This window comes from Alphaproteobacteria bacterium (assembly GCA_016699735.1).
GTDB lineage: Bacteria > Pseudomonadota > Alphaproteobacteria > Micavibrionales > Micavibrionaceae > JAGNKE01.
In genome coordinates this window covers 1,147,830-1,172,787 of the sequence record CP065008.1, presented here as the reverse complement: position 1 = coordinate 1,172,787, position 24,958 = coordinate 1,147,830, and the positions used below count along the sequence as shown (strand labels likewise).

21 protein-coding genes and 1 other RNA gene are annotated in these 24,958 nt (G+C 55.8%); 3 read left to right on the top strand and 19 right to left on the bottom strand.

Annotated elements, in window-relative coordinates:
• Nucleotides 1–333 precede the first annotated feature (333 nt).
• Together IPN28_05635 and IPN28_05630 are read left to right on the top strand one after the other, a co-directional pair.
• On the top strand, nucleotides 334–1,929 hold the full coding sequence (locus IPN28_05635) for a UDP-N-acetylmuramoyl-tripeptide--D-alanyl-D-alanine ligase (protein ID QQS58299.1): 1,596 nt from the start codon (nucleotides 334–336) through the stop codon (nucleotides 1,927–1,929).
• Nucleotides 1,930–2,012: 83 nt separating this feature from the next.
• A complete protein-coding gene (locus tag IPN28_05630) occupies nucleotides 2,013–2,291 on the top strand; it encodes a hypothetical protein (protein QQS58298.1) in 279 nt (92 codons plus the stop codon).
• 48 nt (nucleotides 2,292–2,339) lie between these two features.
• Here IPN28_05630 and IPN28_05625 read toward each other — a convergent pair whose 3' ends face one another.
• From IPN28_05625 to IPN28_05550, 16 genes are all read right to left on the bottom strand, one after another.
• Nucleotides 2,340–2,801, bottom strand: coding sequence for a hypothetical protein (locus IPN28_05625; GenBank protein QQS58297.1), 462 nt, complete (start codon nucleotides 2,799–2,801; stop codon nucleotides 2,340–2,342).
• Nucleotides 2,802–2,857: 56 nt separating this feature from the next.
• Nucleotides 2,858–3,808, bottom strand: coding sequence for a UDP-N-acetylmuramate dehydrogenase (gene murB / locus IPN28_05620; GenBank protein ID QQS58296.1), 951 nt, complete (start codon nucleotides 3,806–3,808; stop codon nucleotides 2,858–2,860).
• A gap of 14 nt (nucleotides 3,809–3,822) precedes the next feature.
• A complete protein-coding gene (locus tag IPN28_05615; protein ID QQS58295.1) occupies nucleotides 3,823–4,464 on the bottom strand; it encodes a hypothetical protein in 642 nt (213 codons plus the stop codon).
• On the bottom strand, nucleotides 4,461–5,921 hold the full coding sequence (locus IPN28_05610) for a UDP-N-acetylmuramate--L-alanine ligase (protein ID QQS58294.1): 1,461 nt from the start codon (nucleotides 5,919–5,921) through the stop codon (nucleotides 4,461–4,463). The genes IPN28_05615 and IPN28_05610 overlap by 4 nt, the downstream gene beginning before the upstream one ends.
• A gap of 25 nt (nucleotides 5,922–5,946) precedes the next feature.
• A complete protein-coding gene (gene murG, locus IPN28_05605) occupies nucleotides 5,947–7,068 on the bottom strand; it encodes an undecaprenyldiphospho-muramoylpentapeptide beta-N-acetylglucosaminyltransferase (protein QQS58293.1) in 1,122 nt (373 codons plus the stop codon).
• A complete protein-coding gene (locus IPN28_05600; GenBank protein ID QQS58292.1) occupies nucleotides 7,065–8,333 on the bottom strand; it encodes a cell division protein FtsW in 1,269 nt (422 codons plus the stop codon). Before IPN28_05600 ends, murG begins: the two co-directional genes overlap by 4 nt.
• Before the next feature lie 3 nt (nucleotides 8,334–8,336).
• Entirely contained in the window at nucleotides 8,337–9,746 is a 1,410-nt protein-coding gene (locus IPN28_05595; GenBank protein ID QQS58291.1) for a UDP-N-acetylmuramoyl-L-alanine--D-glutamate ligase, read from the bottom strand.
• An 11-nt stretch (nucleotides 9,747–9,757) separates the two neighbouring features.
• The gene (locus IPN28_05590; protein ID QQS58290.1) at nucleotides 9,758–10,843 is read right to left on the bottom strand and encodes a phospho-N-acetylmuramoyl-pentapeptide-transferase; all 1,086 of its coding nucleotides are present in this window, start codon (nucleotides 10,841–10,843) and stop codon (nucleotides 9,758–9,760) included.
• A complete protein-coding gene (locus IPN28_05585; GenBank protein ID QQS58289.1) occupies nucleotides 10,833–11,291 on the bottom strand; it encodes a hypothetical protein in 459 nt (152 codons plus the stop codon). The genes IPN28_05590 and IPN28_05585 overlap by 11 nt, the downstream gene beginning before the upstream one ends.
• Before the next feature lie 57 nt (nucleotides 11,292–11,348).
• Complete coding sequence (locus tag IPN28_05580; GenBank protein QQS58288.1) at nucleotides 11,349–12,944, bottom strand: UDP-N-acetylmuramoyl-L-alanyl-D-glutamate--2,6-diaminopimelate ligase; 1,596 nt, start codon at nucleotides 12,942–12,944, stop codon at nucleotides 11,349–11,351.
• Complete coding sequence (locus tag IPN28_05575; GenBank protein QQS58287.1) at nucleotides 12,934–14,706, bottom strand: penicillin-binding protein 2; 1,773 nt, start codon at nucleotides 14,704–14,706, stop codon at nucleotides 12,934–12,936. Before IPN28_05575 ends, IPN28_05580 begins: the two co-directional genes overlap by 11 nt.
• The gene (locus IPN28_05570) at nucleotides 14,703–15,110 is read right to left on the bottom strand and encodes a hypothetical protein (protein ID QQS58286.1); all 408 of its coding nucleotides are present in this window, start codon (nucleotides 15,108–15,110) and stop codon (nucleotides 14,703–14,705) included. The genes IPN28_05575 and IPN28_05570 overlap by 4 nt, the downstream gene beginning before the upstream one ends.
• Nucleotides 15,107–16,078, bottom strand: coding sequence for a 16S rRNA (cytosine(1402)-N(4))-methyltransferase RsmH (gene rsmH, locus IPN28_05565; GenBank protein QQS58285.1), 972 nt, complete (start codon nucleotides 16,076–16,078; stop codon nucleotides 15,107–15,109). Before rsmH ends, IPN28_05570 begins: the two co-directional genes overlap by 4 nt.
• On the bottom strand, nucleotides 16,075–16,536 hold the full coding sequence (gene mraZ / locus IPN28_05560; protein ID QQS58543.1) for a division/cell wall cluster transcriptional repressor MraZ: 462 nt from the start codon (nucleotides 16,534–16,536) through the stop codon (nucleotides 16,075–16,077). Before mraZ ends, rsmH begins: the two co-directional genes overlap by 4 nt.
• A 640-nt stretch (nucleotides 16,537–17,176) precedes the next feature.
• An RNA gene (gene rnpB / locus IPN28_05555) (RNase P RNA component class A) lies at nucleotides 17,177–17,569 on the bottom strand.
• 45 nt (nucleotides 17,570–17,614) lie between these two features.
• The gene (locus IPN28_05550) at nucleotides 17,615–18,340 is read right to left on the bottom strand and encodes an N-acetylmuramoyl-L-alanine amidase (GenBank protein QQS58284.1); all 726 of its coding nucleotides are present in this window, start codon (nucleotides 18,338–18,340) and stop codon (nucleotides 17,615–17,617) included.
• Nucleotides 18,341–18,545: 205 nt separating this feature from the next.
• Between IPN28_05550 and msrA the strand changes: the two genes are divergently transcribed.
• Complete coding sequence (msrA, locus tag IPN28_05545) at nucleotides 18,546–19,094, top strand: peptide-methionine (S)-S-oxide reductase MsrA (protein ID QQS58542.1); 549 nt, start codon at nucleotides 18,546–18,548, stop codon at nucleotides 19,092–19,094.
• A gap of 778 nt (nucleotides 19,095–19,872) precedes the next feature.
• Here msrA and IPN28_05540 read toward each other — a convergent pair.
• From IPN28_05540 to IPN28_05530, 3 genes are all read right to left on the bottom strand, one after another.
• Nucleotides 19,873–20,517, bottom strand: a complete 645-nt coding sequence (locus IPN28_05540; GenBank protein QQS58283.1) for a hypothetical protein — start codon at nucleotides 20,515–20,517, stop codon at nucleotides 19,873–19,875.
• A 17-nt stretch (nucleotides 20,518–20,534) separates the two neighbouring features.
• Entirely contained in the window at nucleotides 20,535–23,606 is a 3,072-nt protein-coding gene (locus tag IPN28_05535) for an isoleucine--tRNA ligase (protein ID QQS58282.1), read from the bottom strand.
• A gap of 401 nt (nucleotides 23,607–24,007) precedes the next feature.
• Nucleotides 24,008–24,931, bottom strand: a complete 924-nt coding sequence (locus tag IPN28_05530; protein ID QQS58281.1) for an AEC family transporter — start codon at nucleotides 24,929–24,931, stop codon at nucleotides 24,008–24,010.
• Nucleotides 24,932–24,958 lie beyond the last annotated feature (27 nt).

Sequence of the window (24,958 nt, the reverse complement as noted above, 5' to 3'; positions counted from 1 at the left end):
ATTCACAGCAAAATACCGAGGCTACTTGCGGATCACGGCGGGGTCATTACTGATCTTATATGGGATTAATAGGGTTGAGTTTTTGACCGAGATTTTGATGGGTCAAGCAATAAGGAATGAGAGCCCGAGCCCTATATTCGCGGGATTTTATTTGTTTTCTACATTCTTAGTTTTTTTGGGAATACTATTGATTCATTTTGGACTTGTTAGTTTGGGTTTTAGACGGCCCTTTCAGCTCTTTCTGGCTCATCTTTCGTGGATATCAGTAGTTTTCCTCTTGCAAGTTGTGTGAACACACGGCGCTTATTAATTTAGGACATAAATGACGTTTTTTTGGCTGAAGTTCTGATGAATATTGCTTTATCTTTGTTGTTGCTCCTCTCCTTCCTCGCCTTTGCCGGGAAGCGGCTGCTGATCTATCTCCATGCGTTGCAGCAGGACGATTACAATAACGAGCGGCTGTTTGCGTGGATCAAAAAGCACAAGGTTTTCGATATCAAGCTTTCTTGCGGGTTGCTGGCGCTGGGGATTCTGGCGTTCCTGCTCCCCGCTTTTCTGACCGCGCTGGCGGTGATCGGGGGGTTCGGGGCTACCGCCTATTTCGATCTCGACCCCCGCACACGCTCAAAGAAAAAGCTGGTCCTGACGGCGCGGGCGAAGCGGATTCTCTTTCCGGCCATCGCGCTGTCCGGCCTGTTCGTTCTGCCGTTCCTGACGCTCAATCCGCTGTTTCTCATTCTTCCTGTGCAGGCGGTGCCGCTGATGCTGGTTCTCTCCAACTTGCTGAACCAGCCCTATGAGAAAGCGGTGCAGAAAAAGTTTTACGACGAGGCGGTTGCGAAACTTTCTGAGGTGAAGCCGAAAATCATCGGCATCACGGGGTCTTACGGGAAGACGTCGGTGAAGCATATCCTTGGTCATATTCTCAAGAGCGCGGCGCCGACGCTGATCACGCCGGGGAGCGTCAATACGGTTATGGGCATCACACGGGTCATCCGCGAGCAGATGGAGCCGAATACGAAATATTTCGTCGTGGAGATGGGCGCTTACGGGCCCGGGTCGATTGCGCGGCTGTGCGCCCTGACGCCGCCGGACGCCGCGATTATTATTTCCATCGGGCAGGCGCATTATGAGCGGTTTAAAACTCTTGATACTGTGGCAGCGGCGAAGTTCGAACTGGCGCAGGATGTTCTCTCACGCGGCGGGCACGTCACGGTGCATGAGCAGACTCTGGGTTTCGATGCCTCACGGGCACTTTACGACGCGCACAAGGATCATTTCACGGTGTGCGGGGAGGCGGCGACGAACGGTCTTGTGATTTCATCGGTTGAGCAAACGAAAGACGGTCTGGTTGTCGCGATAAAATGGAAAGGCGAGGCTTATACGCTGAAGGCGCCTTTGTATGGTGTGCAGCACGGGGGGAATATCGCGCTGGCGTTCGCGTGCGCCGCCGAACTGGGTCTTGATCCGCGCGATATCGCCACGGCGCTGGAACGCTGCCCGCAGATTACGCACCGGCTTGAGGTTAAGCCCTACCTTGAGGGCGGGCTGCTGATCGACGATGCGTTCAATTCGAATCCGAAGGGGTTCGCGGCGGGGCTGGAGTTGCTGCCTGTTTTGAGGCGCGAAGGCGGGCGGACAATTTTGATTACGCCGGGTATGGTGGAGTTGGGCGAGGCGCATGATGCCGAGCATACGAAAATCGGCGAACTGGCGGCGCGGACCTGCGATGTCGTGCTGGCGGTGGCGGCGGAGAGGATTCCGACTTTTGTTTCCGCCTACCGGGCCAATGCGCCGCGGGGGCAGCTGTTGAGCTTTGCGACGTTCAAGGACGCGGAGGCGTGGCTGATGGCCGACCGCAGGCCGGGAGATGTGGTGCTGATCGAAAATGATCTGCCGGACCTTTATGAGCGGATTCCGCGGCTTTAAACTGTTCTGAATTCGGCTTGAACTCAAGGTTTTTGTTCTATATATGTCGTTCCCGGAGACTACCACGGAACGGAGTATATTTTATGGACCTAGAAGAAAAAGGCCTCGGGCAGGCCTTTGAAATTGCTGACGCCCCCCAAATCCCTGATCACTACATTCAAGATTTTCTGAGCGACCCTGCCGTACGGGAGCTGACCGGGACGCTTAAAGGGCGGGGATTTGAACCCCAACAGATAGAACAGTATCTGATCGGGCTTTATCGCGGCGGTGAGCATAAAATCAGTTTGGCCGAGATGGCGAGCATAGAGCCTTGCGATTCAACAGAGGCGGAGAGTGATACGCCGCAGGTGTTAGTCCTCTAATCCTGATAATGTATTAAATTCAGGCTTGGATCGGAGCCGGAACATGGATTATCGTGCGCCGTTAAAAGCCGCTTTCTGCTTTTTGGCGAGGGCGCGGCGGACGAAGGTGAAGGATTCGACCATCTGGTTGTAGTCTTCTTCCGTGAGGTCGAGGACGCTGAGCGACTCCTTGACTGTCAATCCATAAAGGCGGCTTTCGGCGAACTCCTGAACGACCTCAAAAGATCGGTAAGCGTCATGAAGGCGGTTGTCCTTCAGAGCCAGACGCATTCTTTCCATCTCGTTGTTCACGCCCTGCAGGAGGAAGAGAAGATCGAAGGCTCTGAGTTCCTCGTCCTTGGTGTCGAGAATCATGAGCGCGACATCGCGGCCAAATTCAAACGTGTCCACTTCCTTTTCGAACTGGTTGGGGTAGATCACGCTTCCGGTTTCGTCCTGAAAGCGCCCCTCGCGCATTTCGAGGAGGTAATATTCGGCCCGCGCCATCGGTGTTTTTTCTTTAAGATTCATAGGTTTTGTCCCTTTTCCAGCGGCAGGATAAGCAAGAACGCGAAATTATGCAAACTTTACGTGGTGAGGCGTTCGCCGAGGCGGCGGATTTCCCAATGAAGATCGAGGTTTAGCAGGTTTTTGGCGCGGCTGATCAGCTCCTCCCCGAGGTCTTCAAGGTCCGCGGCGGTGGCCTTGCCCGTATTAATCATGAAATTGCAGTGTTTTTCAGACATTTTGGCGCCGCCAATGGTCAGGCCGCGCCCGCCGACCTTTTCGACGATCTGCCATGCGCGCAGGCCGGGTTCGAGGCCTGCCTTTTTCAGTTCCTCCTCCGAGGGGTTGGCGAAGGTGGAGCCGCCGGTCTTTTCGGTGATCGGCTGGGTTTCGCGGCGCTTGTCCTTTATGTCCTTCAAGCGGGCGCGGACGATGTCCTTGTCCTCCCTCGTCCCTTCGAATGCGGCGGCGGTGAAAATCGTGCCCTCTGGCACGCCGCAATAGCGGTAACACATATCCATGTCTGCGGTCACCAGCGCTTCGGGGCGGCCCCTGCGGTCTACTCCGAACGCGCCGATCAATGCGTCTTTCACTTCCCGTCCGTAGGCGCCTGCGTTCATGCGGAGGGCGCCGCCGATGGTTCCGGGAATGCCGGAGAGGAATTCCAGCCCGCCGATCCCGGCCTTGGCGGCGGCGGCGGCGACCGAACCGTTGAGCGCTCCGGCTCCGGCCAGTATCCGCGTTCCCTTGATGTCGATATTTGCAAAAGGCTTGCCCAGACGCACCACACAGCCGCGCACCCCGCCATCGCGGATGATGACGTTGGCCATGCCGCCCAGAATTGTGACGGGCATTTCAGGGGGTGAATCCTTGAGAAAGAGCGCGAGATCGTCGAGGTCTTCGGGCTGGAAGAGCAGGTCCACCATGCCGCCGCAACCGAACCAGCTTTCCGCGCCCAGCGGTGCGTTTTGCGTGAAGCGGTCATCACCAGCGGTCTCACGCACTAAAAATTTCCTCAGGTTGGAGAGCATGGTCCATGTCTTTCTCAGTTCGGCGCGGGTTTATGGGCGTCAATCTCCGCCGCCAGTGCGGAGAGGGGTTTCAGACCTATCCGGTCCTGCGGCAGAGGCTCGAATTTGATATTGCCCAGCGTGGTCATGACGTCGTATTCGCCGATCACCGTATCGAGCAACAGGAATCCGGCCATGCCATAGATATCTTCATTCTCCTTCGTCAGGCCTTTGACGCAGACCTTCAGGTCGGTCATGCCTTCGTAATACTCGGACTGGTAATAGAAATCAGCGATGTTGAACCGGATCCCGCCGTGGTCAAGGATCGGGGTGGCATGGCGCGGCTTGAAGGCAATCACGCGCCAGCCGGGGATTTGCGGCGCGGCCTTATAGAGGTCGATCACCGACGGGATCGCGCTTTTCAGCCCGCCTGCGCTGATGATGAATTCGTAGACTTTATCCTCCGCCTGTCCGATTTCGAACCAGAGATCGGGGTAGACCGCCTTGATTTTTCCCTGAACGGCGTTCATGACCGCTTCGGTTTTTTTATCGTACTGCTCGATCATGGATTTATTCTGGATGAACCAGTCCCAGAATTCGGCGTGAGTCAGGTTTTGCGCCTGCGCGGGCTGAGCGATGAAGATCGAGCCTATCGCGGCGAGGATTCCCTTTTTCATGCGGCGCGGCCCTTTCTTTTTTCGATTGCTTCGGCGAGTTGCGCGGGCAGCGCGTTGGCCCAGGAGGTGATGTCGCCCGCGCCCATGCACAGGATATAATCTCCGGGCTTGGCGATTTCGGCCAGAATGTCCGGCAGATTTTCTTTTGAGATCAGGGAGCGCGAGTCGCGGTGACCGTGATCGTGTATTCCTTTGGTTAAAGAGTCCTTGTTTACGCCTTCGATCGGCGTTTCCCCGGCAGCGTAGACATCTGCAATGATGACGGTATCCGCCTCGTTGAAGCAGCGGCAGAAGCCCTCGAAGAGATCCTGCAATCGGGTGAATCGGTGCGGCTGGAAGATGGCGATGATCTTTGCGTCCGGCTCCTCAAGAACGCTGCGGGCGGTTTTCAGGATTGTTTCGATTTCCACGGGGTGATGCGCGTAATCGTCGATAATGGCTATCCCGTTCACTTCGCCGACCCGCGTGAAGCGGCGTTTGACGCCCCGGAAGCCCGAGAGCGCCTTTCGCATCGTGGCGGGCGGGACGTCCATTTCTTTCGCCACGCCGAAGGCGACGAGCGAATTCTGTACGTTATGAAGGCCGGGCATCGGCAGGATCACATCGGAGATCACGACATCGCGGCCATCAAGGCTCAACCAGCCGGCGAAGGTGACGTCGAAGGTGCTGCCCTTCGCGTCCTGCCGGACATTGGAGGCGCGGATGTCGGCCTGAGGATTAAAACCGTAGGTGATGATTTTTCTTTGGGAGACCTGCGGGACCAGCGCCTGCACCTCGGGGTGATCGAGGCATAACAGGGCGTAGCCGTAAAAGGGCAGGTTCAGAACGAACCGTTTGTAGGCTTCGCGCACTTCGTCAAAAGAGCCGTAATGATCCATATGTTCCGGGTCTATATTTGTGACCACCGCGACCGTCGCAGGAAGGCGGGTGAAGGTTCCGTCGCTCTCGTCGGCCTCGACGACCATCGCGTCGGACTGGCCGAAGCGGAGATTGGTGCCGTAAGCGTTCACGATCCCCCCATTGACGACGGTCGGATCGAAGCCTGCGGCGTCGAGCATCTGTCCGACCATCGAGGTGGTCGTGGTTTTTCCGTGGGTTCCGGCGACGGCGACGGCGGATTTGAGGCGCATCAACTCGGCCAGCATCTCGGCGCGCTTGACGACGGGGACTTTGGATTCGCGGGCGGCGATGACTTCGGGGTTATCGGATTTCACGGCGGAGGAAATGACGATGGCGGCGGGAAGCTCCCCCTTTTCGCAGAGAATGTTTTTTGCGGCGTGGCCGACCATGACGCGCAAACCGATCTCGCGCAGTCTTGCGACGTTCGCGCCCTCCGCCTGATCGGTTCCCTGTACTTTATAGCCCAGCGCGTTCAGGAGAATGGCGATGCCGCTCATCCCGATGCCGCCAATACCGACGAAATGGAGCGTTCCGATGTCCGGCGACATGATCCGCATATGGTTTACTCCTTCACATTCTGCTCTAGTAGCCCGGTCCCGACACTACGGACTTCACCAGGTTCCCCAGCTTATGGGCGGCGTCCGGTTTGCCGAAGGCGCGGCATTTTTCTGCCGCCTCGCCCAAAACAGCGGGATTTTGCAGAAAAGCGGTCAATCTTGCAAGCAATGCTTCGGGGGTGAAACCGTCCTCGGTCATCATCCACGCCCCGCCGCCATCGGCCACATGGTCGGCGTTCCTCTTCTGCTGCTGGTCCTTATGGTGCGGATAGGGTACGAAAATCGCGGGGCGGCCCGCCGCCGTGACCTCGGCCACGGTGCTGGCCCCCGAGCGGCAGATCACCAGATGCGCGGCGGCCAGACGTTCGGCCATATCGTTGTAAAAGGACGCAACTTCGGCGTTGATTCCGGAGTCCTTATAGGCGAAGGCTGTTGGCTCCAGATCCTCTTCCCGGCATTGCTGGACGACATTCAGGCGTTTTTTATATTCCGAGAGAAGCTGCGCGAGGGTCTGTGGAACCACCTTGCTGAAGACCGAGGCGCCCAGAGAACCGCCCATCACCAGAATATTCAGCGGTCCGCCCGCCTGCGGCTTCGGATATGGCGTTTTGTGCAATGCGGCGATTTCGGCGCGGACCGGATTGCCGGTAATCACGGCGCGCATCCGTTCGTCCTTCTCCAGCCCTGTGAGATCGGGAAAGGACAGCGCGATGCGTTCGGCCTGCCGGGCGAGGTAACAATTCGCCTTGCCGATAATCGCGTTCTGCTCGTGGACGATGGCGGGAATCCGTTGCTTCTGCGCCACGAAGACACCGGGGAAAGACGGATAGCCGCCAAATCCGACCACAAGGTCCGGCTCAAGATCGGAGACGATGCGCCAAGCCTGCACGAGGCCCGCACCGAGATTGACCAGCCCCCTGAATTTTCCGGCGGGGCCACCGCCCACGGTGCCAGCGCGGATGACGTGGACCGGCATATTTTCCGGGAACATTCCGGTGAATTTTTTGCCGCGCTCGTCGGTGATGAGAGCCAATTTGTTGCCCCGCGCCGCCAGATCGTGCGACAGCGCCGCCGCAGGCGTCATGTGCCCGCCTGTCCCGCCGCTGCTGATCAGGATCAGGGGAATATTGTCGGGAGAATCGTTCATACTTCGGACTCGCGGGTTTCTTCACCTTTATCCTGCACCGCGAAGGAAGAACGGATCAAGCCTGCACGCGCAGCCGTCATCCTCCCCTGCCTGCGGGAGAGCGCCAGAACGATGCCCATACTCGCCCCGAGCGAGAGAAGGGAGGAGCCGCCGTAGCTGATGAAGGGCATGGTCATGCCCTTGGCAGGCAGGAGGTGGACGCTGGATCCCATATGGACGAACGCCTGCAGGCCGAACAGAGTCAAAAGACCGCCGACGGCGAGAATGGGAAACATATCCTCGGCCTGCAGAAGGCGCTTGAAGCCGCGCAGGACGATAAAGAGGAACAGCCCGATCAGGAACAGCACGAAGAGAATCCCGAACTCCTCGCCCGCAACGGGAAAGATGAAGTCGGCATGGGCGTCGGGCAGGTTGAGTTTCACCGTACCCTGCCCTGGCCCGGTTCCCGTCAGCCCGCCGTTGCGGAAGGCGGCCAGAGACTGATCGACCTGATAGGTGTCACCGCTTTCAGGATTGAAAAAGCGGTCCACGCGGCTGCGGACGTGATCGAAGCCGAGATAGGCGCCGCCCAGAACGATGGGGGAGAGAAGCAGGATCAGCGCGAGATAGCGCAGGCGCAGGCCGGAAAGAAAGACCTGCGTCCCCAGCACAAGAGTCACCACGACGCTCATGCCCAGATCGGGCTGGAGCATGAGCAGCGCGATAATCAGGATATAAAGGCCGACGACGAAGAAATAGCCGTTGAGCGGGGCTTCATTCAGGGTGAACGCCCTGCCCGCCTTCTGCCTGACGCCGCCGACCCGCGCCCAGGACACTTTTTGCAGGGCGATCAGCCAGGCGGATACGACGATGAAGGCGGGTTTAACGAATTCGCTGGCCTGGACGGACATCCCCAAGATCGGGAGCCAGCGGCGGGCACCCTTGATCTCGGTTCCGACAAAAAGAGTCATAACCAGCGCTACAATCCCCATAATCAGGGCAAGGCTGCACATCCGCCAGATTGTCCTTGGCGGGAGCATCGAAATGCCGATCATCAGTATGAGGGCCGGAACCAGAAAGATGATCTGGCGCTTGAGGAAATAGTAATCCTCGACCTCCAATAGCTGCGCGACGGGCGGGCTGGCGGTCGAGACCATCGCCACGCCGATCAGGGCCAGGATCAGGACCGAGAGGAGGATGCTCTGATCGACCGTCCACCACCACGCGCCCAGAAACGAGCGGTCGGCGCGGGAGAAGGGCTGGATGTCCTGCGAGGCGGCTGACATTTCCTACTCCCCCAACCGATGCACGAGGCGCGTGAATTTCTTCCCGCGATCCTCGAAGGATTTGAACTGATCGAAAGACGCGCAGGCCGGGGACAGAAGCACGACCCCTGCCCCGCCGGGCTGGCCGCGCTTTTCCTGCGCCATGATATGCGCGGAACGGATGGCGGAGACGAGCTTGCGGCTTTTGGTGTGTTCAATGCCGTATTTTTTCATCCAGTCCGCAAATTCGTTGGTGGATTCGCCGATCAGGAAGGCGTGGCGGATGCGGTCGGCGAAAATCTCCAGCCCCGAAAGGCCCGCGTCCTTTTTGCGGCCGCCGACAATCCAGTAAATGTTGTTATGACAGCCGAGCGCCATCGCGGCGGAGTCGGGGTTCGTGGCCTTGCTGTCATTCACATAGGAGACGCCGTTGACGGTGCGGATGAGGTGCTGGCGGTGCTGCAAGCCTTCGAAGGTTTTCATCGCCTCGAAGATTTCAGCCGGAGACAGGCCGACGACCCGGCCCACGGCGTAGGCGCAGACGACATTCTGATGATTATGGATTCCGCGCAGGGTTTTTAAATCCTCCAGGACTCCCACCTCGATCACCTGATCGGATATCGCGTCCACCAGCTTGCCTTCGTTGGCGTACACGCCGCCCTGTTCTTTTCCGCTTACGGAGACCGGAATGACCTTACGGAGCCCCTTTTCGCGGACGGCTTGGAGAATCCGGCCTGTGTATTCGTCGTCGTTGCAGATAATTGCCGTCCCGCCGCCATAGCCGCTGTGGGCATCGTCAACGAGTTTCTGTTTGACTGCCGCGTAAGGCTCGATCCCGCCGTGGCGGTCGAGATGGTCGGAGGTGATGTTGATGACCACCGAGATGTCGGGGCGGAAGGTCGGGCAAAGGTCGATCTGGTACGAGGACATTTCCAGAACCGAATAACATTCTCCCGGCGGGACTTTCAGATCGAGAACGGGGACGCCGATATTTCCGCCCAGAACGGTGGCTTTGCCGTTGGCCTTGAGGATGTGATGGATAAGGCTGACGGTCGTGGATTTGCCGTTGGTGCCGGTGACGCCGATGGTCTTGCCGGTGAGGCCGGAGCGGTAGAAGAGCTCAATGTCGCCGATGACCTCGACGCCCGCGGCCTGCGCGGCCTTGACGACGCGATGGGGTTCGGGGTGGGTATAGGGAACGCCGGGGGAGAGTACGATAAAGGCGAATTCCTTGAAATCCTGACGCCCGTCGTCGAGGGTTTCGATTTTCAGCTTGCGGGCTTCCTGCAAGGCTTCGGGGCGGTCGTCACCCGCGACAACTTCCGCTCCGGCTTTTTTAAGAGCCTTCACGGCGGACATCCCGCTGCGGCCCAGCCCGTAGACCAGAACTTTTTTCTTCGGCAGAGAGTTTACGTATGTCTTTAACTTGACCATGCCTTAGCGTATCAGCGGAGCTTGAGGGTTGCCAGCCCGATCAGGGCCAGAATCATTGCGATAATCCAGAAACGAATGACGATGGTCGGCTCCGACCAGCCTTTTTTCTCGAAATGGTGGTGGATTGGGGCCATGGCGAAGACCCTCTTGCCGGTCAGTTTAAATGAAGCCACCTGAATGATGACCGACACGGTTTCCAGAACAAACAAGCCGCCGACGATGGCCAGAACGATTTCATGCTTGACCATGACGGAAATCGCGCCGAGAAGTCCGCCCATCGCCAGTGAGCCTGTGTCACCCATGAAGATGGCTGCGGGCGGGGCGTTGTACCAGAGGAAGCCCATGGCACCCCCGATCAGAGCGCCGCAGATGATGGCGAGTTCCGCCGTACCGGGGATAAAGGGGATAAAGAGGTATTCGGAGAAATCCTGCCGTCCCGCGAGGTAAGCAATCAGGCCGAAACAGGCAGCAACAATGGCCACGGGAACGATGGCCAAACCATCAAGTCCGTCGGTCAGATTGACCGCGTTGGACGAGCCGACGATGACGAGCATCGACCAGGGGATGAAAAACCATGACAGGTTAAACAGCACATTCTTGAAGAAGGGCGGCGCGACGTGGGTGCTGAAGGCATCGGGCAAGGCGAACATAATTCCTATGGTCACGAGGAAGGAAATTCCGAACTGCGCGGCCAGCTTGCGCTTTCCCGATAGCCCCTTGGGGTTTTTCTTGGTGAGTTTCAGGTAATCGTCGGCAAAGCCGATGGCGCCGTAGCCGACCATCACCAGCAGAGCCAGCCAGACGAAGGGATTGGCGAGGTCGGCCCAGAGAATCGTGCTGATGCTTACGGAAATCAGGATCATCAGGCCGCCCATGGTCGGGGTTCCGGCCTTCTTGAAGTGGGTTTCCGGCCCGTCGTCGCGGATCGGCTGGCCTTCTTTCTGTTTCATCTTGAGCCACGCAATCATACGCGGGGCGATGAGGAAGCAGATAATCAGGGACGTCATAATGGCGCCGCCCGTGCGGAAGGTGACGTAACCGAACAGGTTGAAAAAGCTGACGTAATAATGCAGGGGGAAGAGGATATTATAGAACATGGCCGCTCCGGCTCTGTTTTTGTTCGGGGTAAATCAGGCGCAGGGCATCGACCATGCGTATGCCCGCCTCTTCATCGCCCTGACGGAAAACAAGGAGATCGCCGGGGCTGATAACCTCCGGCACGATTCTTTCGACTTTCGCCTCTTTATATAACTCAGAAATCAAAACGCTGACGTCTCTTACTATGGGTACACGGCGGGAAATATACACGAAATCCAGATTACCCATTTTAAAGGGAATTGCCAATTCGTTGTTTGCGCCGGGGCGGCGGGGTGATGCCTGCGGGGCATCCACATGGTCGAGGAAGACCGTCTGACGCCCATCGCCGATATCAATGAGCTTGTTGACGGCGAAAACCACGCCCTTAACGCTAGCGCGGGGGCTGACGCTGACGGTGACGGTGCGGGTTTTGAGGATGGACCAGTAGAACCGATTGTTTTCAATCATAATGTGCTTTCATTTCTTTTACTTAAGAGAACTCAGTTTTAAGTCTTTTCTGATACTTCAGGTCATGGCGTTGCGGACCTCCTGCGCGTCGTCGAAGGGGGTTGTGATGTTTCCAATAATCTGTCCGGTTTCATGACCTTTTCCGGCCACAAGCAGGACGTCGCCCTCTTTCATTTCCTTTATGGCTGTGCGGATGGCTTCGCGGCGGTCGCCGATGTCCTGTACGGGCTTGCCCTTGCCGATACCGTTGAGAATGGCGGCGCGGATGGATTCGGGTTTTTCGGTGCGCGGATTGTCGTCGGTCACAATTATTCTGTTTGCGAGGCGTGCGGCGATTTCCCCCATGATCGGGCGCTTGCCGGGGTCGCGGTCCCCCCCGCAGCCGAAGAGGCAGATCAATTTGCCTGCCGTGTGCGGGCGCAAAGCTTTCAGGACGGTTTCCAGCGCGTCGGGCGTGTGGGCGTAATCGACATAGACGTCTTTCGGACCTTCGATCTTCTGCAGACGGCCGGGAACGGGCTGCAGGTTTTCGAGGGCTTTCAAGAGCGTGTCCAGCCTGTCTTTTTCCTCGGCCCAGACCAGACCGAGGGCGCAGAGCGCGTTCATGACCTGAAAGCCGCCGACGAGCGGGAGTTTCAGCGTGTGTTTTTTGCCTTCGATTGAAAGCTCCAAAAGCTGACCGCCGGGATTAGGAACGCTCTTTATTAACTTCAGGGTTTCTGCTTTCTGCCCATAAGAGATGATGGTGTGGCCCGCATCCTTGCAGGTTTTTTCGAGTGTTTCGTATTCGGGCACATCGGCATTGAGGACGACGGTGCTGTTCTTTCTCAGCACTTCGGAAAAGAGGCGCAGCTTCGCGGCGAGGTAGCTCTCCATATCCTTGTGGTAATCCAGATGATCGCGGGAGATGTTGGTGTAGCCCGCGACGCCGATGCGGACGCCGTCGATGCGGTATTGCTCAAGGCCGTGGCTGGAGGCTTCCATACAGAGATGGGTAATCCCCTCCTTCGCCATCTCCGCCAGATTTTTATGCAGGGTGACGGGATCGGGTGTGGTCATGGAGGCGGATGCGGCGATCTTTCCGTCTTTCATGATGCCGAGCGTGCCCATGCTGGCGGATTGATGGCCGAGAGATTTCCAAAGCTGGGCGGTGAAATGGGCGGTCGAGGTCTTGCCGTTCGTTCCGGTGACGGCGGCGATGGTGGAGGGTTGATGAAAATAAAGAGTTCCGCACCATTTGCTGAATTCCTTATGCGGATTGTCGGCCTCGATTAGCATAATCCCCATATCACTTTTAGACCGAGGCGCTTCCGAGTATTTGTAGTACCGTGACATTGATTTGCCGAACTCTTCGTGGGGTGGCCTTTCAAACGGTTCAATGCCAAGTCGTTTGCGTACTTCCGGACTCGGGTTCCAGGGCGGACATTTTTTATATTCTTCCGGCAATTTCGTTCCCGTCTTGGCGATGATGCCCGTCGCGCCGTTTTCCAAAGCCTGCGGTATGAAGTCGCGGCCATCGACCTTTGTTCCCTGAAGCGCCGCGAAAATATAACCCGACTTGACCTCACGGCTGTCCTGCGTGATACCCGCAAACGCGCCAGAGAGAACCCTATGGGTGGTTTCCCTTAAGTTTTTTTCAATATCACTGCTCATTGGAGGCCAGTTTCTTCTCCGGGTGTTCGGGCTTGATGTATTGCTGCAGCGGCAGGCTGATATCCTGCGCTTCGACGTAATTATCGGACGGGAGGCCGAGGATGGCGGCCATGGAGGTCACGACCCGCGCCACGACAGGCGCGGCGACCCAGCCGCCGGTGGCGTAGCCGTAGCTTTTCTTTGTGCCCTGCGGCTCGTCGATCATCACGAAGACCACATAGCGCGGGTTGTCGATGGGAAACGCGCCGATAAAGGAGGAGAGCAGGCTCTTGCGGTTGTAGCCCTTCTTGCCGCCGCTTTTTTCCGCAGTTCCGGTTTTTCCGCCGACATAATAGCCGGGAACGTCGGCCTTGCCGCCCGTGCCCTTTGTGACCACCAGACGCAGGAGGCCACGCATTTTTTCCGAGGTTTCCGCCGAGAGGATCCGTGCCTGTGGTTTGATATTGTCCGCACCTGATTTGAGGATCAGCTTCGGGTGGATTTGCAGGCCGCCGTTGATAATCGTGGCGGTGGCGACGCAGAGCTGCAAGGCAGAGACCGATATCCCGTGTCCATAAGAAACGGTGACGAGCGAGGATCCCGCCCACGGTTCGGGCGGGAGCAGAGGTTTGCTAACTTCACGGATATCGAAAGAGGGTTTATCCATCAGGCCGAGGTCGGAGAGAAACGCCTTGAGTTTGTCCATGCCGACCGCTTGCGCCATCATGGCCGAGCCGATGTTGGAGGAATGCATAAAGACTTCGGGCACGGTCATGATCCGCTTTTGCGCGTGGTAGTCGTTGATCGTGTGGCCGTCGATTTTCAGGGGTTTGCGCGCATCGAAGGTCGTGGCCAGCGGCGCGTCCTGCGTTTCCAGCAGCGCGGCGGTGGTGAAAATCTTGAAGACCGAGCCGAATTCGTAGACCCCCATCGTGACGCGGTTTCTCAGTATCTCCTTATATTTCTCCTCATCGGAGACATACAGGCTGTTGGCGTTGAGGTCGTAATCGGGCAGCGAGACTCCGGCCAGCATTTCGCCCGTCTGTGCGTCGAGTATCACTCCCACGCCCGCCTGTGCGCTGAATTCCGTTATGGCTGTTTCTATCTCGCGGCGCAGGGCGTGCTGAAGCCGGACATCAAGGGTCAGGCTGATGTCCTGCCCCTGCTCCAACGTTTTCTGGGCGCTTCTTTCGATGCCGGAGAGGCCGCGCCCGTCGCGCCCGGTATAGCCGATCAGGTGCGCGGCCATTTTTCCCTGCGGGTAGATGCGGCTATCAGCGTATTCGAAGGCGAGGCCGGGTTCGCCGAGATCGAGAATTTTTTCCTGCTGCTGCGGCGAGATGTTGGGACGGAGCCACGCATAGCGGGATTTGGGAATGCTGATTTTCGCCAGTGTTTCCTGTTCCTTCAGGTCAGGGAAAATTTCCGTGAGGGCTTTTGAGACTTTCGGCTTATCAAGAAGGAGTTCCGGATCGGCATACAACGATGGAGTCTTCAGGCTGGTCGCCAGCAGGACGCCGTTGCGGTCGTAAATATTGCCGCGGCGGACATGATCCAGCAAATCCTGCGAGCGGGCGAGGCGCGAGAGTTCCTCGGAGTCTTGCGTGGATTCAAAGTGCCTGCCCTGCACAATCATGAGATCAATGGTGCGGGCGGCGATCAACAGATAGGCAAGGGCAAATAGCCCGCCCAACAGGATCAAGCGGCCATAAGCCAGTTGGAGCGCCGCGCTTTGCTCGCCCTCCAGATGAATAATGTTGCGCCTGTGACTTCTGAGCCTCATGGGCGGTTCGTTTCCTCTTGTTCCTGAGGCGCGGGAAGACGCTCGGGCTTGCGGGGGATGATTGCGGGGTATGTTCCCTCCTGCGGCATTTCCAGAGAAGCGGGGATCAAAGCGCCCTCGTTATACTCGCTGATATTCTCCGGTTCGGAGACGAGCTGGGCGGGCTCCGGCAGGGTGAGGCCGAGATATTTTTTTGCCAGCGCCTCGATGCGCTCGGGGCTATTGAGCAGGCTCCATTCAGCCTCAAGAACCTTGACCGACTCCTGCTCCCCGGCAACGGAGAGGTCGAGACGGGCGAGCTGTTTTTCGGAGCGGTTGACGCTTTGGCTGATATGCATCAGGGTGCCGGCGCTCAGGGACATGACGAGGAGAACGGCGAGATGGTTGAGAAAGGTTTTTTTCATAGGGTGTCCTTTCGGTCAGTAAAGGGGGTTCTGGCGGCGCCCCGCAATTTTGCAGAGCGTGAGCGGGAGTTGAATGAGGTTTCTTCTTCGGAGGGGCTGATGGCCTTGTTGTAGAGAGACACAAAGACCGGATCGGCTTTTTGCGGGGATTTTTCGGGGAAGTGGCGGGAGCCGGAGGGTGTGCGCCCCGACTTTTCGCGGATGAAATTCTTGACGATGGAATCTTCGAGGGAGTGGAAGGTGACGACGACCAGACGGCCGCCGGGGGAGAGAATTTTTTCGGACGCTGCGAGGGTGCGCTCAAGTTCGCCGAGTTCATCGTTCACGGCGATTCTTAGCGCCTGGAAGGTGCGGGTCGCCGGATCACTTTTATCTTTGGGCGAACGCGGAACGACGGCGCGGACGGCATCGGCCAGTTCGAGGGTCGTTTCAAAAGGTTTTTGGGCGCGCTGATTGATTATGCGGTTAGCGATTTTGCGGGAGCGGCGCTCCTCGCCGTATTTATAAATCACATCTGCGAGGTCGCTTTCCTTCATTGTGTTGACCAAATCGGCGGCGGTAGCACCGGACGCGGCATCCATCCGCATATCGAGCGGGCCTGCCAAGCGAAAGGAAAACCCCCGCTCTCTCTGGTCGAGTTGCATCGAGGAGACGCCAAGATCGAGGACGAAACCGTCCACCTTCGCGAAACCGTTTTTTTGCAGAATACTTTCGACGTCACCGAAGCATCCGCGCACAAAGATCAACCGCTCCCCGAATTTTTCCTTCAAGTTCCGTGCATATTTTTCGACGCTCACATCCCGATCAAGGGCGATGACCGTGCAATCCGCCGCTTCCAGAATGGCCCGTGTGTAGCCGCCCGCGCCGAAGGTTCCATCGACATAGACGGCGCCGTCGCGGGGTTCGAGCGCCCGCAGCACTTCGGGCAACATCACGGGGGCGTGTTCGCTTGCGCCTACCGCTCTCATGGGCTGCCCTCCCGGTCGGCAGGAATCGTCAGGCGCTTTTCGCGGACCTGAGACCTTGCCGTTTTCTTGCGCTCCTCGAACGCCCCCGGCTGCCAGATCTGAAACTTGCGGCCCAGCCCGACAAAGGTCGCGTAATCGTCCAGGCCGGAAAATTCAATCAGATCCTGCGTGAGCATCACGCGCCCCTCGCCGTCGAATTGAAGATGCACGCTTTCGCCGAAGATGGCGGTGGCGAGATCGTCCTGATCGTCGGAAAAGAGATCGTAATGCTCAAGACGCTGGCTGATTTCATCCATGCGATCCCATTCGAAGCCTTCGAGGCACGGGTGGTTGTGGGAGCGGAAGAGAACGACACCCAGATGCAGGCGCTCTCCCAACGCGGCGCGGAACGGCGCGGGGACGGAGACGCGGCCCTTCCTGTCCAGCTTGTTGGTGAATGTCGAGATAAAGAGCGCCAAAGCCTCTCCTAAAAAAAACAAGTCTCCAGACCAGCCCCTTGCCTTCCTGACTTGGCGCCTTGTGCTCCATCGTCCGTGGTCCGCTCTGTCCTTGAGCATACATGGATATTTATGGGATAGCATGGTCTGATTTGGGACGTCAATAAAATGTCCCTGTAATTTATTCAGAAACAACAGTTTTTTTGGTTTCAGGGCGTGGCCGTTTGTGAACAGAATTGTGCATAGATCGGGGATAAGCCTTGCCAAATCCGCTTTTCTTTAGCCGGGGATCATTCTTCCACTCATTTTTCAGAATCAAAGCCGCGCTGAAAAACTTTAAAAGTGCATTAATTTGTTACTATTTTTTATTATTTATAGACTTTTTACCTATAAGTGATTGTTCTAAAAGTATTTTTTGACATAATGCTCTTCCTTGTGTTAGTCATAATATCAGTTTACAAGCAATCTCTAATGTGTGTGGGGATTATAAAAATGATCACTTTTCTTATGCTTGTTCTGGCCCTGAGCGGGGGGTTGTTTCTGGGAACCATTCTTTATTCCTGCCTGCATAGTTTCGCGGATGAGGAATGAGTCCATCAAGATCCTCTCCTGCCGAATAAAAGAAAAACCGCCTCTTTCAAGGCGGTTTTTCACAATCAAAATATCCAAAAAACCTGTAAGCCGGGTTCTGTCTCCGGCTTGCGCCGGATGATGACCATTCATCTGGGACAATGGTTGCCCATTGCCTCTAGCAACCTACCCGGACCGCGGGTCCGAAAAACACCCTGCCGGACAAGCCGGCGCGCGGTCCCTATTTGGTCTTGCTTCCGGCGGGGTTTGCCGTGCCGCCCCTGTTACCAGTTGCGCGGTGCGCTCTTACCGCACCTTTTCACCTTTTCCCCTGCCCTTGCGGACAGAGGTAGTCTGTTTTCTGTGGCACTTTCCGTAAAGGCCTTTTGAGCCTCCCCCGGGCGTTACCCGGCGCCGTTTTTCCGTGAAGCCCGGACTTTCCTCGGCTTTCCTTGCGGAAAGACGCGGCCATCCGGTTTTCTGGACGGGCGGAGGATGCCTGTTTTTTCGGGAAAGCGCAAGTTTGGGATCAGACCGCGAGTTTGTGACCACTCTGACGGATCAGGGAGACGAGTTTGATCACCGTGTTCGTATCCACCTTCTCATGGCTTCCGGTTTTGAATTTCTCCGGCGCGAAGTGGCGATGGAACGCGACGACCACGTCAACATAAGCGGCCATCGGGTTGTAGCCAAACTGGGTAAAGAGGCGCTCGACCTGATAATCGTTCAAGGCAATCTCCTCGGCTTTCTGGATATCGGATTGCGTCGGTTTGGGCCAGAGGCCCACGCCCTGCCCCGCCAGCCATTCCCAGTTGAACAATTCGCCGGGGTCTTTCTTGCGCTCGGGCGCGATGTCGGAATGGCCGAGGACGTGCTCGATTTTATGGCGGGACTGGATGCCCTGACAAAGCGTCTGGACCGCCTGCATCTGCGCGTCCGGGAACGGTTTGTAGCCGAATTCGTGGCCGGTATTCACCATTTCGACGCCGATGGAGTGGGAATTGATATCGGTTTCGCCGTGCCAGAAGGACAGGCCCGCGTGCCAGGCGCGCTTATCCTCGGGGACCAGATCGAAAACCGTGCCGTCCGTGTCCACAAGATAATGGGCGCTGACCTTGCTTGTCGGGTCGGTCAGGCGCTCGCGCGCGGCGGTCATGGTTTCCATGCCGGTATAATGTAAAATGATGATTTTTGGTTTCACGCCCTTGGCGCGGTCTTCATAATGCAGCGGTTTGGAGGATTTTTTTAGAAACATTTTCGTTTATCCGGCGAATATAACAGGACGATATATTCAATAATACAGCCCGATTTTACACTAAAACGGTTAAAAAAGGTTAATAAATATGCGCGTTCTGAATTATGCCTTTCTGATTGTGGCTCTGGCCGCTGCGACCCTGCTGGTTTTCCGGCCACCCTTGTTCGCGGGGGAGCCGGGCGGACGCAAGCTCAGCGCCGACCTTATGCCGGAAAAGCCGGAAAAGTATCCGGTGGCGACGCTGGCGGGCGGGTGCTTCTGGTGTACCGAAAGCGAGTTCCGCGGGCTGGACGGGGTTTTGTATACACGCGTGGGTTACGCGGGCGGAAGCCTGCCCAATCCCAAGTATGAGGATACGCATGACGGGACGAGCGGCCATGCGGAAGCGGTGGAGGTGACGTTCGATCCCAACAAGATTTCCTACCGCCAGTTGCTGGAGCATTTTTTCCTGAAGGCGCACGACCCGACGCAGCTCAACCGCCAAGGGCCGGATGTGGGGACGCAATACCGCTCGACCGTTTTTTTCCATGATGATGAGCAGAAGACAATCGCCGAAGAGATGATTGCCGCGTTGACGGCGGAGAAGAAATTTTCAAATCCGATCGTGACCACTTTGGAGCCCGCCGCGACCTTCTGGGAGGCCGAGGGCTATCACCAACAATATTACGAGAAATACGAGAAGGCCAACGGGCAGCCGCATATCAACGACTGGCTGAAACGGCAGGCGGACGGGCTGGGGATCAAGGGGGATTGATTTCGCGCTGCTGCTGCCTGCATCCCCACGAAAGTGGGGATGCATTTTTACCGCAGAGATACAGAGGACGCAGAGTTTTTTAAAACACAACGATCACAACGATATCCACCCCCGTCATTCCGGCGAAGGCCGGAATCCATTTATAAAAACTACAGAGAAAAACAGAGATTTTTGCGCCGATGGTCTCTGTCTTCCTCTGTCTGGCTCTGTGGTTATTAAAAAATATTTCCCTGCGTTCGCGGGTATAGCACGATTATGCTCAGAACGCTTGGCGTCTTTGCGGCTTAGCGATGAAAAGCCGAGGGCGCCGCGTTTGTCCTTTGAATCGCGAAGGCTCAAAGATTCCTGTGTCCGTTGTTACGCTCCCGCCGTTATTCCGGCGCAGGTCAGAGCCCCTTCTATTAACCGCAGAGGCGCGGAGGCGCAGCGTTTTTTTAAACACAACACGCACAACGATCACGACGCTAACCAGCCCCTTTGTCATTCCTGCGTAAGCAGGAACCTTTAAAAAAATGAAGGAAGACAGAGAACGAAAGCACGGTCGCTTTGCGGCTTTGCGATGAAAAGCCGAGGGCGCGGCGTTTGTCCTTTGAATCGCAAAGGCTCAAAGACGCGAAGCTTATCGCGCCTAGCATTATGCCCTTGCTATCATTCGGGCGCAGGCCGGAATCCCTGTCTAAAGCCGGACTGGATCCCCGCTTGCGCGGGGATGCCGTTTTAGGCTTTAGGCCGCTTCACTTTTTTTTGAGACTCGACCGCATCCGTGCAGAGGCGGGGGTTACCATTTAGTGTTATTCATCATAGTAACAAACTCTTTAAAACCATTAATCGCTGTAAGACTATTCATGTAATCTAAAGTCTCTTGATTGACGTGTTCCACATCGGAAGGCGCGCTTATACTTTTCCATTCTTCCAAAGACATCGGTGAACATCTACCATCAATGAAATCATTATTAATTAGGTATAATCTAACATAAAGTTTTTTTGCTGCCGCTGCATTGCGAACCGTCTTTTCTGGCAAGATAAATTTTCGATTTGAGAATTTTCGTTCGCCAACTCCTATGCCATATGAAAACTGCTGCTGCTGATGTTCAGTAATATAATCCGCTGCGTCAAAAGATTCTATTTGGCCATCAATATTGATAGATAATGAGTTTTTGTCAGAGATATTTTCCCAATTATTAAGTATTCCGGCATTAACCAAAACGTTCCCATCTTGTGCCTTTTTTTCATCTTGGTAAAACTCAAGACCGATTTCTTGACAGGCCATATTTTTCATTTTTATGTACTTTGAATTGTCAAATTCAAAGTTACCCTTTTCTGGAACATTCCAAGTGACTCCGCTAGCCACTAAATCCCTACGATTGCCTCCCATGCAACCACCCAACATAATCATAAAAATAATGGAAAATAATTTTCTCACTTTAAACTCCTCTAATATCAGGCCGCTTCACTTTTTTTTTGCGCGGCGACGGCATCCGTGCAGCGGTTGCAGAGGCTCGTGTCTTCCTTGACCTCGGGCAGGACTTTCCAGCAGCGGGCGCATTTGTGGCCTTCTGCGCAGTTAACAACAACCGCAAAATGCTCAAGCTGCCTTTCCTTAGTTTCGTAGAAACGCATGGAAGTGTGTGAGTTATCATCTTTTTGTATTGCTTCTTTTGAAAGAGGTACATCGGCATGAGACGTAATGCATACTTCTGCCATGTTGTACGTTGCAATTATATCTCGTATTGATTCTTGTGAGGCGTATATATTTAGACTTGCTTCTAGAGATGATCCGATTTTCTTTTTTGCGCGGAAGCTTTCAATTTCAACATTAGCAACACTGCGAGCTTTTTTGATTATTTTCCACTTCTCCGCCAGCGCGTCGTTTTTGTAATTTTGCGGCACTTCGGGGAATGTCCGCAGGTGTACGCTTTCCACATCCTCGAACACGCCCGCCGGCCGTGCCAGCCACGCCTCCTCCGCCGTGAAGGCGAGGATGGGGGCGAGCCATGCGGTCAGGCTATTGAAGATTTCCGCCATCACGGTTCGGGTGGCGCGGCGTTCGAACAGGTCCGGGCGGTCGCAATAGAGGCGGTCCTTGCGGATGTCGAAATAGAAGGCGGAGAGATCCTCGTTACAAAAATCGTGGAGGAGCTTTGCCACTTTTCCGAATTCGTAATTTTCGATGGACTGGCGGACTTTCTGATCGACCTCGTAAACCTTATGCAGCATGAGCTGTTCGAGTTCAGGAAGTTTTTTAATATCACCGAGATCGACCGCTTCGTCCTTCGTGAATCCCTCCAGTGCGCCGAGCAAAAAGCGCAGCGTGTTGCGGATGCGGCGATACAAATCGCCCACGGTGGTCAGCGTGTCCTTGCCGATGCGGATATCCTCGGCGTAATCGGAGGTCATGGTCCAGAGGCGCAGAATGTCTGCGCCGCTTTCCTCCATCACCTTCAACGGATCGACGACGTTGCCGAGCGACTTGGACATTTTATAGCCCTTTTCGTCCAGCACGAAGCCGTGGGTCAGCACGACTTCGTAGGGCGCATGGCCGCGCGTGCCGCAGCTTTCGAGCAGGGAGGAATGGAACCAGCCGCGATGCTGGTCGGAGCCTTCGAGGTAGATGTTCGCCGTGCGTTTTCCTTCGGGTCTTTGCAGCTCCTCGCGCTGTTCGCAGACGAAGGCGTGGGTGGAGCCGGATTCGAACCAGACGTCGACGATATCAAAGACCTGTTCGTAATCCTCGGCCTTATAATCGGTTCCGAGAAAGTCCTGCGGGTTTCTGGACCACCACGCGTCGGAGCCTTCTTTTTCAAAAATCTCCGCGATGCGGTCGAAGATTTTTTCATCGCGCAGCATTTCGCCCGTTTCGCGGTGAAGGAACAGCGCGATCGGCACGCCCCACGCGCGCTGGCGGCTGATGCACCAGTCGGGGCGGTTTTCGATCATGGCGGTGATGCGCGCCTCGCCCTTAGAGGGAACCCATTTGGTTTCGCGGATGGCTTTGAGGGCGGTTTCGCGCAGGCCGAGTTCGTTATCCATCGCAATGAACCATTGCGGGGTGGCGCGGAAAATGACGGGGGCTTTCGAGCGCCAGCTATGCGGGTATTCGTGCTTGATCGAGCCCTTGGCGACCAGCATTCCGGCCTCCTCCAGCGCCTTGATGGGGGCGAAGTTGCCCTGCCCCATTTTGCCGTTCTGGTCGTAGATTTCGAGTCCCGCGAAGAGCGGCACGTGCGGGCGGAAGCGCCCGTCGTCGGTGACGTTGTCGGTGATTTCAATTTTATGAGGATATGCGAGATTGTATCTTAAAGCGTTAATCTCATCATCCACGATAACATTTGGATTGTTAATTTTTATGTCGAAAAGTTTATTTCTTGTAGCCACTAAACTGAAGTCATCAACCCCATGGGATGGTGCAATATGGACAAAACCAGTTCCAGTTTCCTCCGTAACAAAACTTCCAGCTAATAAAGGCACATCAAAAAAGTCGTATCCCTTTTTGTACAAGGGATGTTCACACACTGTTTCAGAAAGATCAGTCCCCTTAAGCTTTCCCTCATTATCTTCTATTAAATCGTAATCGGTTAAGTTCTTAAAACTTTCGATTTTAGCTTGTGGTGCGAGATCCTTTAGCAAGGCTCTAGCAATAACCAGCTTTTCTCCTACTTTAAGCTTGCTTCCTTCACTAACCCGCTCAATCTCAATGACGCTATAGTTTATATCTTCTGCATAAGCGATGGCTCTGTTCGATGGCAGCGTCCACGGGGTGGTGGTCCATATCACAATGGACGCACCTTCTAGTTCTTTCCGTTTCGTTTTTTTAACCGGAAACTTCACCCACACGGTAATGGATTTATGCTCGGCGTATTCGATTTCCGCTTCGGCTAGCGCAGTTTTTTCGACCGTGGACCACATGACGGGCTTGAGGCTTTTATAGAGGCCGCCGTTGAGGGCGAATTTATGGATTTCCTTCGCGATGGCCGCTTCCGCCGGGAGATTCATGGTCAGGTAGGGATCGGACCAGTCGCCGGTGACGCCGAGCCGCTGGAACTGCGTGCTTTGCGTGTCCACCCAGTGGCGGGCGAATTTGCGGCATTCCTCGCGGAAGGTGAGGATATCCACGTCATCCTTGTTCTTTCCGGCCTCGCGGTATTGTTCCTCGATCTTCCATTCGATGGGCAGGCCGTGGCAATCCCACCCCGGCACGTAGGGCGCGTCGTAGCCGAGCATGGCGAAGGATTTCACCACCACATCCTTGAGAATCTTATTCACCGCGTGGCCGATATGGATGTTGCCGTTCGCGTAGGGCGGGCCGTCATGGAGGATGTATTTTTCCTTGCCCTTCGCCGTCTCGCGCATTTTGTTGTAAAGGTCCATTTTATGCCACTGCGCCAGAATTTCCGGCTCCTTCTGCGGCAGGCCGGCGCGCATGGGGAAATCGGTCTTCGGCAGGAAGACGGTCTGGCGGTAAAGGTCTTCTTTTTTCTTGTCTTTGCTTTTATTGTCGCTCTGGTCGGTCATAATACGTCTCGCGCTCCTTTGAACGCATTGTAATCTAGTGTTTTTTGCTGAAAGTACAAGGTGGCTTTGGCTTTAATCGTGCAAAAGCGGGGTTTCCCGGTCTAAGGCGTTGACGCCCCGAGCCGGGCCGATAATTCGGATGATGTGCGTTCGGCGCGTTTTCATAAGGCGATCATGGCAAATCATAAAAAGAAAGGCAAGGATTCACTGGGAATCCCTGCCCTTTGAAATCTCAAGTTGGTATAGAGGAGTGTGTAATCTTTTCTAAACCGTGGTCTCCTCTTGCAGTATCTCGGTAAACCGTTCTTCCGAGGATTCTGTTATAACGCTGCGGCGCAACAATTACCCGTGCAAATATTGCATGGCTGCAATGCTTAATTTCGATCCTGATCGTCTTTCATTTACTGAATTCCGAACAGCCAGATCATGGCCGGAATGTAAAGCAGCGCGAAGACGGTGCCCGCCAATATCGTCGTGGCGGCCTTTTCGGGCTTCAGATTCATCTGGGCGGCGAAGGCGGCGATGTTGGCCGCGGGCGGGACCAGCGACATGATGAGCATGAGGTTATGAATGTCCGGGGTGTACCATTGCAGAACCGTCCGGTCGAACAGCACAAAAGCATAGATCAGAACGGGCCATGCCACGAATTTCCCAAAAAAGACAAAGGCCATGAAGCGCGGACCGAAGACGAGGCGCTCGACGTTGGAGAGGGCGGCGCCGACGATCATCATGCCCATACAGACGTACGCGCCCTTGAAATAGGCCCAGTAGGTCCAGAAGAGTTCGGGCGGCTCAAGGCCCATTTGATTGACGAGAAAGCCTGCGGCAATCGCGTACAAAGCCGGGAAGCGGACGAGTTTTCTCAGGCTGGTCTTGACGTCGAACGCGCCGCGGGCGGCGAGATAATAGCCCACCGTCGCCTCATAGACCGAGCCGCCCAGCATCATGAAAATGTAAATCGCCGTCTGTTCCTTGGTGAAAAACAGAAAGACCAGCGGAAGGCCGAAGTAGCCCGTATTGCCCATCGAGCAGCACATGGCCATCAGGTTTGCGGTGCTGTCGGCGTAAACTTTCCTGCCCAGCGCCAGAAAGCCCAGCCCGGTGATGACGCTGACCGCGAAGATGACCAGCGGCAGGAGGATATAGGAGGGCTGGAACTCCAGATCGACGACGAAACCGAAGACCACGACAGGCATGAACATATAAATGGTCAAAGAGGCCAGACTCTGGCGGTCCACATTCAGCCAGCGGCCTGCAGCAAAGCCCATCCCGATCAGGATGTAGAGCGGTAAAAGGTTCACGAGAAGGGAGAAAAAAACGTCCATATTTTGGCCTAAAATCTTGATTCTCCC